Genomic DNA, 10,258 nt, shown 5'->3' with positions numbered 1-10,258 from the left:
ACCATCTGGCTCGCGACTTAGGAGACACGTCCTAGCCGTCCATGCTGGTCGCGCACACCGACGGTCAACGGACGTCCACCCAAAGTAGAGACTCGGGGTGGGCCGGCGACGGCCAGCCCACCCTCTTGGTTGCAGTCCTACGGTCCGACAACGAGCTCTGGGCACACCCACAGCTCGATCATGCCGTCACCGGCCCGAACTACTCGACCCAGAACTCCAGATCGTCGAAGTCATGCTCCTCCATGCTGCTGCCCTGGAAGGTCGCGTGGCCCACCAGTTTCGTCCCGATCATGTCGTCGCCGTTGTCCATCGACACCCCCATCTTGAAATCCCCGACATAGAGCTGGAAGTTGCTGGCGCCGCCGTCGTCCTCCCACCAAGCGAACGCAACGGCGCAACTCGTCGTTCCGAGGTTTCTCGGAGGCCCGGGAGCCCAAACGTCACCATCGTGGTCCAGGTTCGTCCAGTCGTACGTGATGTATTCGGTGCCACTGCAGCCCTTGCTCCGAGCCTTCAGTGCGATTTCCGCGGACCCAGCCGCCCAGGGCTCGTTGTCCTTAATCAGCTCGACTACACGCATATCGACCGAGTACACCGCCGCAGCCGCCGCCATCGTGGTGTCGCTGGACAACTCCAACTCCGCGGCAGGTGACGACTTCGACGACTCTGCGAAGGACTCAAGTACCTTGCCTGTTTCGTCGGTGCGCTCGTTCAACCCGAGAACGATGACGGGTTGACTCGGCTCGACATGCGCATCGAGTTCAACGACGTTGCCAGCCGCGTCGTAAGCACGGATCGTCTTGAGGTCGTTATCGTCGACGCTCTGAGGAAGGTAAGCGACGAGGGGCGCGAACTTGTCGGGGTCCCAAGAGTCGAAGTTCGACGGGACCGCGATCTGGAGGCGAGGCAACTCCCCGGCACGCGAGGTTACCGCGCTGCTCTTGTCTCGTCCGGCGACCTTGGCCGAGAAGGACGGGTCAGAAGCGAGCGAACTCCAGAGAGCTTCCTCATCGCCGTCGAAGCGCTTCGCGACGGCCTTGTGAATCGTCGATCGGAGATCAGCGCTAGCCGTGGCGGTCGCCAGCTTCTTGGCCAAGTAGTCCAGGGAGGAGTCGATCTCGGCATCCGTCGGCCCGCTGGGCGCCGCGCTCGCCGTACTTTGGCTCACCGCAGCGGTGCCCGCCAACACCAGACCGATGACGGCTAGGGCTGCGCCAGGTCGCCTGCTGGGTGCACGAAGAAGCTTTTTCATAGGTCACGCCTTCCTGAACGGGGGTGGGTAACCGACCCTAGGGGCCGTCCGAGCAGCGGCGCATGGTTTCTGACAACTATTTAATGTCTGCGTTTGCCACCACTAGTGTCGGTGCTTGCCGCAGTTGCTCGAGTCGCGTGACCCCCCTTGCATCTGCGGTTCGGGAAGGGCCTCCTGGCTACAGCAGGCAGTTTCAGACCGTGGGACGAACGCAGCCGGGGCAAGCGAAACTGGCTGAAGTTCTTTGGAAACGCGCGACACACATCGGCTGGTGCCGGACAGGAACAGGTTATGAACCCCACCGACGAGGCGGCGCCCGACAGTGAACAGCGCTTTCGGGAGCTCTACGACGCCGCCTATCTCGACCTTCTTCGCTTTGTGCGACGCCGGGTCCACGCGACGCACGCGGAAGACGTCGTTGGCGATGTGATGCTCGTGGCCTGGCGCCGCTTAGACGACGTGCCCGTCGAGCTCCCGGCAGCACGTGCATGGTTGTTCGGAGTGGCCCGCAAGACGCTCCAGAACACGCGCAGGCGAGAGGGCCGGCAGGATGCCGTCGCGGCGCATCTTGCAAGCTTGCCGCGCGGCGTCGTCGACGCCGGCCTGCCCCCGGACTTGGTAGCCGAACGGCTCGACATCGCCGCAGTCTGGCCGCGATTGAACGCCGTGCACCAGGAAGCTCTGGCCCTGGCGGCCCTTGACGGGCTCTCCGGTCCCGAGGCGGCCGTAGTACTGGGTATCTCACCGACCGCCTTCCGCCTCCGGCTGTCTCGTGCCAGGCGGTCCCTCAACGGTCTCATCGCCGATTCCAGCCCCACCGACGGCCGCACACCTTCCAGCGTTGCTTCCGAGAGGAGCCCCCGATGACCAAGAACTCGTCCTTCCAGCGAACTGTCGCCGCTTTGCGCGACCTCGATCCTGCAGCAGCTACCACCCTGACTGAGAATGAGCGCGAACGCGCCAGCGCCACTCTCGCCCGAATTGTGGCAACGCCTCGCTCCGATTCCGACTGGCACGCACCCATCCCTCGGTCACGTCGACGCCCGGTCCGAGCACTGGTCTCGGCGGGACTCGTCGCGGCCGCAACTGTCGTGGCGGTTGCCGTGCCGACGCTGCTCGGTGGACAGTCCGCGTTCGCCTCATGGACAGCGGCGCCGAGCCCCCTCTCGCCCTCGAACGAGCAAGCGGCCATGGAGGCGTGCCTCGCGAATATCGACCTGGATGCTGACGACGCGCGTGTGGTCATCGCCGAACAACGCGGCGAATGGACCTACATCCTGATCGAGGGACGCGGTGAGGGGTACTGCTTGATGCCTGACAGCATGATTGTAGGCGAGGAGATCCGCGCCGACGGATTCACCGGAAGCTACGACCCGGAGCGGCCGAAGGCACCCACGCTCCCACGTGACGGCATCTACGAGGCCGAAGCTACGGAATCCACGGTTTCAAGCGACAGCCGCGTGCCGTTCTCCAACACTGACAACTGGTACTCCCTTGTGGTCGGCTACGCCGGCAGCGATGTCACCGCCGTCACCGTGCACCCACCGTCCGGTCCCGCCGTCGAAGCGTCGCTCGTTGACGGGCGATACGCCGCCTGGTGGCCGGGAGGCGAGGTCAGTGGCGACAACCCCGACAACGGAAAGGGCTGGACCTACACCGTGACCCTCACAGACGGCACCAGGCACGAGGTGGGCGGCCGTCCGTAAACGCCGGCTCCCTCCGCACGCATCACGACGACCGGCTGACTACTGCGCAGCCGGTCGTCGTGATGCTCACAAGTCGGAGTGGTGTCGCGGACCGTGCCAAACACCTCACCAATTCGCCCTGTAGGTTGCGGCGCGATGTGCACGCTTGGGTTCAAGAGGTCCCAGGCTCCACCGTATGACTCGCCCCGGCGCAAGCGAGCGCAGCCCGATTCAGCGTGCTCTGGACGCTAGCGATCCTGTCCTTGTTGCCCTTGTTACGGGCAACAAGGGCTCGAGATGCACTCTTATGTTGCGCGCCATAGTTGGTCCGCTGTTGCCCACAGCAACGTTGAGCACGGTCCCTTGTTGCATGTCGGGCTGAATATCAGCCCACACGTAGGGCTGAGCCGCCTCGCGAGCGAGGTCGCGTTGTAGCGCAGTCTGCTCTCCCGCAGCAGCAACTTGCTCCAGCTGAATCTGGGTCTGATCGCGCGCCGCTTTCGCCTGCCGTGCTGTCGCTCGCGCAGCCCACCCGGTGAACGGCAACGCCAGCGCTGAGGTCACGAGAAGCAACAATCGCCAAGGCCAACATGCGCACACTCTGCCATGCAGGGACGACGGAGGATGGCGGACCGCGAACCCTCCGCGAGAGCCCGGGTTACGTCAAGCGAACTTCCGGTTCAGGAGACTGCGTGGCCATGCAGCCGAAGCAGATGCTCCACCTTGCCCTGCCAACCACGGCGATGTATCACGCGGTCGAAATTGGCGTCAGGGTCCGCGATGAGTTCGAGCCGGGGCCTGCTGCTGTCCGTCTCCCAACCGGAATAGAGCACGTACACCGCGTTCCCGTAGTCGAAGTTCTCCAGGACGACTAGATCAGCCTTGAACTGGTACCCCACGTAGCGCCTGAAGCCTTCCCGCCCGACGATTACGGCAGTCGGCCCAAATGCGGTCATCGCGTCGAGACGTTCGCGTAGCACCGCAGCTTTGTCGGGTCGGAGTCCTCCTCCAACCCTCTCGACGATCTCATCGACGGTCACCATGGGACATCCCTCTCCGACCGGGAGCAGTTCCCATCCGACGATCTGGTCTTGCAACCAGTCGTCTACCGAAAGGTCGGACGCGATCGCGTGCGCTTCGCCAAGGTTTTCGCGGACGAGGGACGCCGCCAGATGAAGGTCAGGAGAGTCGGTGTCGTTCCTCGAGAAGGCGCGGTTCACCCGCACTCCGATCTTCACCTTCCCATCCGCTTGGACCTGCGCGTCGACCAGCAGCGGCATCTGCAGGCCGTGCTGCGTCTGCTTCTGATAGACCTCCCGTGTGATCGAGACATAGTGCTCGCCCTTACTTGGGTCGCCGAAGTTCGGCGTGTACCAACCGCCGAAGTCCTTCGTGATCTTCGGCAGGTCCTTGCGAACAACCACCCGACCAATGAGGTTGAGCTTGGACCATCGGCCTCGTGAAGCTTCCGGCAGAACGGCTCCGGATGCGACGATCTGGTCTCCGCTCGCCTCCAGACCCAGGTGGGCGTACCCGCCGGCAGCGACGGTTGAGAACATCACGGTCTTGAAGGTCCCGATGAAGAGGCTGTCCGACGTGCAGGACGCGACCTCCGACCTGAGGTACTCAGGCAGCTTCCGGTATCCAGGCATTCAAAGGTCTCCCTTGGGCGCTGATTGTGCTCTCACCTTAGGGATCACACCGGCAGACCGTGGGACCCCTATTGGCGTTGCGGGCACGCAGCGACGTGGACACCTGCCAGCCCACGATCATCCGCGAGTAGACGTCCAGTACGAACGCGGCATAGGTCCATCCGGCGTGCGTTCTGACGTAGGTCAGGTCGCCACCATTGACCCGTCCCGCGAACTTTTCAAACTCGTGTCGGTAGGCATCACGGTCATGACTTGCTGGATTTGAAAGCCTGCGCGTCGTCGAGCAGGGTGTTCAACTGGTGTGCGACGGCAGGTTGGCTGCTCGCCAAGGTGGACAGCAAGGGCACTGCCTTCGAGCGCATGGCTGATCGCTCCCGAGAAGATCGCCGGAATCGAGTTGAGACCTTCACCACCGGATATTCGTTGGTTGTACACGCACGGCTTTCGGTGGCATGCCGCCAACTCCGATCGGCCCGGGAGCATGTGGAGCCGGTGGGGTCAGCCGCTCGACCCAGCGATGTTCCGTCCGTTTGAGTTGTACATCCAGCTGTTCGAGTTGTAGGCGACCCGCGCGAACTCAAGGTGCCAATCGATCTCTTGGACACTGCCAATGCGGATCGTAGGAGCCGAGTCGGGCGTCGACTCTGCGTTGCCCTTCGCTTTCGTCGCCCTGGGCCGTTCCTGGCTTGGGGTCTTCTCGTTGGCGGTTGCTTCTTCCCAGAAGAGCCATAGCGTCGACTCAAGCACCCGCCAGGAGTTCGCGACGATCGATGACGCCGAGAGGAAGCTCTGCAGGTTTGTTTCAGGATGGCGGAGGAGGATGCCGTGCGGCTTGACCTTCCACTCCCAGGTGTTCCGAATCGCGAACGCCATGATCAGGCGGACCCGGGTGGTGACCTCGTCGTCGGAGAGGAACCAGGGCTCCTCGTTGCGGTAGTCGTCGTCGCTCATCGCGGGACTCCCTTGCCACGGGCCCTGTCTGCCAAGGCCGACTGGCCCAACGGTAGACCAGCCCCTTGACGATGGGCAACCAAAGTCGATCGCCAACCTAGTCGCGACGACGAGGAGGTTTCGACAATTGACGTAACTCCGCGTGTCATCAACCCCTTTGGCGTACAATTTTCACATCTGCAACACGACCGCTCCAACGGCGACAGGGATTGACAATGTCAAACGCAATCAAGCATTCTTTTGCGGGTGAGAATGCCTGGATCCGTCGCCCGCACCGTTGCGACCACCTGCATGCGCGGGCGACGACGGCGAGCGCTCGGCTGACGAGACCCGATGCAACTATGCGCCCACCTCACCAAGGCGCCCAGCTCCGCACCAATCCAGAGCGAAGGGCAGACCCATGACTGACCTACTCGACCTTGCCGCCACTAGTACGTCGCCGACCATCGCGGTAACACTGGCACTTGACGCGCCGCTGCCAATGCCCTCAGTTCAGACCTTCCCGATGGCAAGTTCGGCGCGCCGTGGAGATGTGGCCACGGAGCGGGACAGCGAAGCCGAGTTCCCACTAACCGCAATCGTCGAGGTTTCCCTCCAGGACCATCCGAACTATCGGATCCACCCGACAATGCACGATCTCGTTGCAAAAATGTTCCAGGGCCGTGGACCGGTCATGGCCCAAGGGCCTAACGCCATCAAGGTTGTTTTCGGGGTTATCGGCCCAGACTTGGTCACAGCACAGGAAGACGCCCTCACGACCGCACGAGAAGTGCTCGCGGTGCTGAACCTCCCAGACTCCCCACTTAACTCGCTCAAACTCTGCCGGCAGCAATACTCAGAAGAGTTCGGCAGCCCGGTTTTGGTTGGTCTTCGCGAACTTGCAGCAATCCTGGGGGTCTCCAAGCAGCGCGCGCTGCAACTGACCCAGCGCGATGATTTCCCTCCACCGATCCAGAGGCTGCGCGCCACGCCAGTCTGGATCGAGAGCGAAGTTCGCGGTTACGCAACCACACGAAGGACCCTGCGCGCTAACTAGGGCATTGGGGGAACCGCGCTGTTGCTCGAGGTCCACCCCTCTGGTTCTTGGTCGATCTAGTCCCGGGAGAGTCAGGTTTCCCGCAAGGAGGAGTTCGCGGCGGGTGTTTGCCCGCCGGGCTGACTTGCCTCGCTTGAGGATGAGCATCAGCCGCTGTGTGCGTCGTTGACTACTTCAAGTCGCGGTCATGGCTCTCACGGCTGCCTTCATGACTAGTCCAACTTGATCGATGGTGTGCGCGTCACCCGCTCCTACAATCGACCGGACTGGCTAGACGGCGTCCCAGACCCACTGACGTTTTGTGGGAGCCCGGTTACTCCCCAATGGTGTGAGAAGGGGTGTAGTGCAGGCCCTCGAGTGCGGTTCGAGTACTGCGCGGATATCAGTCTGTGCCTCCGAAAGCACGGCTCGACGGGGAGCGTGCGCTCTGTTCTAGCTACTGGTCGTTGACCACGGCGGAGCTTGGCTCCGACCGTGGCGAAGCCTGCGACGCTCGCAAGTGGCGCCGGAACCGGCCAGCCACGACGTGCAGCACCGCAAGGCCGACCAACCAACCCACGATCGGCACCATGACAGTGGCCGGGTCGGAACTCTGTCCATCAATCTGGCCCGACAGTCCAAGTATGAATACAGCGATCCACCACAGTGGCGCGAGAACCGCGAAGTCGAGCACGACAGCGAACACCCAGCCAGCGGCTCCCGCCCCCGACGAGGCAGTGATCGCGCCGTCGAGGAGTCCCCCCCACCACACCTAGCACTGCCGCCGGCACAAGCAACCCCAATCCACACCCATCCCTCAAAGTCCAAGACGGGGCCCCAGTGCAACAACCCCGAGGCGATGAACAGCAAGACGGCGCCCAGCATCGCGAGAACGAGGTGGCGGATCAGGCCCTCACGCCCCACCAGAACCCCTCCTCCAGCAACGGCTTCACACACGGCCCTCACTCGTGCGGAGACACGTCGCCCTCCGAGGACACAAGAGCCAATCCCTCGAATGAGACCGCGGCGTCGATAGCTGCTTCGAAGTCCGCGATGTAGTCGAATCGCACACCGCTCGCCGTCGACTTGGCGCCCGGCAACGTCGCCGCGTACAACTCGTTTTCGCGCGCGATGAGATCCCTGCTGTTGGCATACAGTGTGACTTTCCCCTTGCTACCCTGGTAGACGAACCGAAGGTATTTTGGCCCTGCCTTCGAGCCCAGCCGCGTTCAACGAGGGCATGCGCCAACTCCCGCGATCGTGCGGGCTCTCGCGCTTCACTTCGAGGTCTCGCCGGCTGCGGCAGATGTGCGCTGCCAAGTCCTTGGCTTTGAGACTTGAGTAAGGACGGTCGGTCACAACTCTTTCTCTCCTGCGACCTTGTGAACTCGACCAGCTACAAGCAAGCGAACGCGGGCTGGCAGGCAGCGTTTCTCGCGTTCTATCGCCAGTTTCCCCAAGTTGTCGGAGACATCGCCAAGGAACACGACGCGACCGTCACTTTCGACCTGTGGAAGCCGATCGGTGACGAGCTGATCTTCTCCGTGGTCGTGACGCATGAGTGTGATGTCTACAGCGCGGTTCGTATCTGGCTCGCAGCGATGGCGCAGTACGAAGATCAAATGGCGACGAAGAACATCAACATGGGGGTGAAGGGCAGCGCGTTCATCGCGACCTTCCCTGGACCGGACAGCGAGTCGACGGTTCCGAGAGACCCGACGAAAGAGATCTCGGACCTCCACCCCGTGCTGCTCAACGACGACGCGTTGAAGGGGCGGCGAAGCCACACCGGTACCTCTTTGACTACTTCGGTCCAAGCATTGACACCGGGTTCCGTATCGCCAGCCAGTGCAGCCCGCGGTACTTCACGCTTACGGTCGAGGTGACGTGGGCGCTCCTCCTTGCCAAGCGCGAGAGCACCGGCGACATGCACCTCGATGACCTGGTCTTCAAGGGACCGACCGCGCTCAAGGGTGTCTGGAGCGGACGCGACTACCCCGTTTTCGCTTTGGACCGTCGATTCGACGACAAAGTCAATCGATCGATGAAGACGCTGACCAAGAGTAAGGTCGATGAGACCCAGGCCGAGCGTCTCTGTCGTGAGTGCGTGACATCTGACGGTTGGATGTCCGCGATCTATCTCCCGAGGTCGGGAGTGGATGCGCTCAAGTCAGAACCGGCCGACAGCCTCAAGGCTGTCCGCGAAGAGGCCTCAGCGGTCACCGGCGGCGAGACAGTCCCGCCTGGAGACCCAGACAAGGGCAACGAGCCGCCTGAGGACGAGATGCCGCTCGGAAACAACGGCGCTGACGAGGCTGAGTAGCACAGCAGAGGTACTTCAAGCGTGGCCGACAGGTCGCCGTGTCTACCCAGGTGCGGTCTTCCGACTGTCATGCCGCGTCTCCCAGCGGGAGGTCCGCGGGACGCTGCAGCGGCGTGCCTTGTTGTTCGACAGCGTAGTGAAAGTGACGGGGACCAACTGACCTGCGGGGCACAAAGCCGGAGGTGCGCGTGACGCTCCTCCGGTCGCGTGGCCGCGGCAAGGCGATTGGCCACTCAAACGAATCGCTGTTGCAGGATGCCGACTTGTCGGCCCATGCGTCGTTGCGCCGCTCATGCCCTGTCGTTGGACCCGACCATTTTCGTTCCTGCACTACGTCGATAGCTCACCGCCTCGAGCCCGGCATCGCTGTCCCCATCCGTTGCGTGTCCACGGTGGTGCGCCCGCTCACGCTGGCAAGTTGCGGTTGACAGAGTCAGCCAGCGGCGTGCCGATGCAGCAATGCTTTGCTACAAATCTGTCAGCCCGTCGGGAGTCGCCCCATCGGGGTTAGCCCGGCTCCGCAGCGACCTCCTCGAAGTGACCCCGAGACACGCACCAAATTGTTGTTGTCCTTCGCGCCCGGGAGTATCTTGATGGAACTCGTAGTAGGTGCGAGGTCACTGATACAAGGAATTTCCTAGACGCCTCACATATTGCAGTCGGCAAATCGTTAGCTCATTCACTCGCGAAGTGAGTAGGCAGACTCTTAAGTGAGTCAAACTTCCGCCACAGGCATGCCCTCCTGCGAGCCGCATTTGCTGAGATTTCTCCCTATTTCGCCCCGAACACATCGTTCGGGGCGATTCGCGTAACAGAGGGTCCTTGTGACACTCATGCGGCGAATCAAACAGATTACTTGGAAGTTGCAATCAAAGCTTCGAAGGCACACTGACCGGATGTCTATGAGGCCTTAGTTCAGCCTGCGCCAATGCTCTGAGAGGAGCAGCAATGTCGTCACAATCGGGAGGCCCAGGCGTCCCCGTTACCGGACGGGGTGGCTAGAGGTGGGCACCTTCGTCTCAGTCATGCGTGTCATCGCCGGAGCGCTGCCGTCGGCGCTCCTTGTTGTTGCCGTCTTCCTAATCTCGACCCTAGCCCTCGCGCTGGGCGAGGAGCGGCGCAAGTACGCGCTCGAGGTAGTCGATCGCATGCTGAAGCTCGCAGCCGTGCTGGTCGGCCTCGGCCCGACTCAGCGTGACGAGCAACTACAGCGCAACCGTGGCGATTGAATTCGCCAGGCGGGAATCCAATGGCATCGAAACCTTCCGGGCATCCCTGTGGACATCACCCCGAGGCGATCCGGCGGAAGCGTGCTCGCGGCTCCGTTCACAGTCAAAGCCTCAGGCTGGATGGTGCGCCAGTCTTCGATGTCGGCTCACG

Annotated in this window: 9 protein-coding genes; 6 read left to right on the top strand and 3 right to left on the bottom strand. The window is 62.5% G+C overall.

Annotated features, from left to right (window positions below; all coding sequences use genetic code 11):
- Nucleotides 1-199: 199 nt before the first annotated feature.
- Nucleotides 200-1,252, bottom strand: a complete 1,053-nt coding sequence (locus ACOADB_RS02775; RefSeq protein ID WP_378596388.1) for a DUF3103 family protein — start codon at nucleotides 1,250-1,252, stop codon at nucleotides 200-202.
- Between the two features lie 291 nt (nucleotides 1,253-1,543).
- On the opposite strand from ACOADB_RS02775, the gene ACOADB_RS02770 reads away from it, so the two are divergent.
- Both ACOADB_RS02770 and ACOADB_RS02765 read left to right on the top strand, forming a co-directional pair.
- Nucleotides 1,544-2,119, top strand: a complete 576-nt coding sequence (locus ACOADB_RS02770; RefSeq protein ID WP_378596387.1) for an RNA polymerase sigma factor — start codon at nucleotides 1,544-1,546, stop codon at nucleotides 2,117-2,119.
- Nucleotides 2,116-2,958 carry a hypothetical protein gene (locus ACOADB_RS02765; RefSeq protein WP_378596386.1) on the top strand — a complete coding sequence of 281 codons (843 nt, stop codon included), beginning with the start codon at nucleotides 2,116-2,118 and terminating at the stop codon, nucleotides 2,956-2,958. The genes ACOADB_RS02770 and ACOADB_RS02765 overlap by 4 nt, the downstream gene beginning before the upstream one ends.
- A gap of 659 nt (nucleotides 2,959-3,617) precedes the next feature.
- Here the strand turns inward: ACOADB_RS02765 and ACOADB_RS02760 are convergent.
- A complete protein-coding gene (locus tag ACOADB_RS02760; protein WP_378596385.1) occupies nucleotides 3,618-4,589 on the bottom strand; it encodes a hypothetical protein in 972 nt (323 codons plus the stop codon).
- Between the two features lie 498 nt (nucleotides 4,590-5,087).
- A complete protein-coding gene (locus ACOADB_RS02755; RefSeq protein ID WP_378596384.1) occupies nucleotides 5,088-5,540 on the bottom strand; it encodes a hypothetical protein in 453 nt (150 codons plus the stop codon).
- Nucleotides 5,541-5,940: 400 nt separating this feature from the next.
- Between ACOADB_RS02755 and ACOADB_RS02750 the strand changes: the two genes are divergently transcribed.
- The 4 genes from ACOADB_RS02750 (at nucleotide 5,941) to ACOADB_RS02735 (ending at nucleotide 10,107) form a co-directional block, all read left to right on the top strand.
- Nucleotides 5,941-6,576 carry a helix-turn-helix transcriptional regulator gene (locus ACOADB_RS02750; protein WP_378596383.1) on the top strand — a complete coding sequence of 212 codons (636 nt, stop codon included), beginning with the start codon at nucleotides 5,941-5,943 and terminating at the stop codon, nucleotides 6,574-6,576.
- A gap of 1,361 nt (nucleotides 6,577-7,937) precedes the next feature.
- Nucleotides 7,938-8,441, top strand: coding sequence for a hypothetical protein (locus ACOADB_RS02745; protein ID WP_378596382.1), 504 nt, complete (start codon nucleotides 7,938-7,940; stop codon nucleotides 8,439-8,441).
- The gene (locus tag ACOADB_RS02740) at nucleotides 8,438-8,878 is read left to right on the top strand and encodes a hypothetical protein (RefSeq protein ID WP_378596381.1); all 441 of its coding nucleotides are present in this window, start codon (nucleotides 8,438-8,440) and stop codon (nucleotides 8,876-8,878) included. The genes ACOADB_RS02745 and ACOADB_RS02740 overlap by 4 nt, the downstream gene beginning before the upstream one ends.
- A gap of 1,004 nt (nucleotides 8,879-9,882) precedes the next feature.
- Nucleotides 9,883-10,107, top strand: a complete 225-nt coding sequence (locus tag ACOADB_RS02735) for a hypothetical protein (protein WP_378596380.1) — start codon at nucleotides 9,883-9,885, stop codon at nucleotides 10,105-10,107.
- Nucleotides 10,108-10,258: the final 151 nt, after the last annotated feature.

This window comes from Nocardioides sp. CPCC 206348, from assembly GCF_048654705.1.
Lineage (GTDB): Bacteria > Actinomycetota > Actinomycetes > Propionibacteriales > Nocardioidaceae > Nocardioides.
Note: the sequence above shows the minus strand (reverse complement) of the source record. Positions and strands in the feature narration are given on the sequence as shown.

What these genes read in the sequence shown, in the direction of transcription:
- ACOADB_RS02755 (WP_378596384.1), bottom strand. Translation starts at nt 5,540, where the DNA reads ATGAGCGACGACGACTACCGCAACGAGGAGCCCTGGTTCCTCTCCGAC.
- ACOADB_RS02750 (WP_378596383.1), top strand. Translation starts at nt 5,941, where the DNA reads ATGACTGACCTACTCGACCTTGCCGCCACTAGTACGTCGCCGACCATC.
- ACOADB_RS02770 (WP_378596387.1), top strand. Translation starts at nt 1,544, where the DNA reads ATGAACCCCACCGACGAGGCGGCGCCCGACAGTGAACAGCGCTTTCGG.
- ACOADB_RS02760 (WP_378596385.1), bottom strand. Translation starts at nt 4,589, where the DNA reads ATGCCTGGATACCGGAAGCTGCCTGAGTACCTCAGGTCGGAGGTCGCG.
- ACOADB_RS02775 (WP_378596388.1), bottom strand. Translation starts at nt 1,252, where the DNA reads ATGAAAAAGCTTCTTCGTGCACCCAGCAGGCGACCTGGCGCAGCCCTA.
- ACOADB_RS02765 (WP_378596386.1), top strand. Translation starts at nt 2,116, where the DNA reads ATGACCAAGAACTCGTCCTTCCAGCGAACTGTCGCCGCTTTGCGCGAC.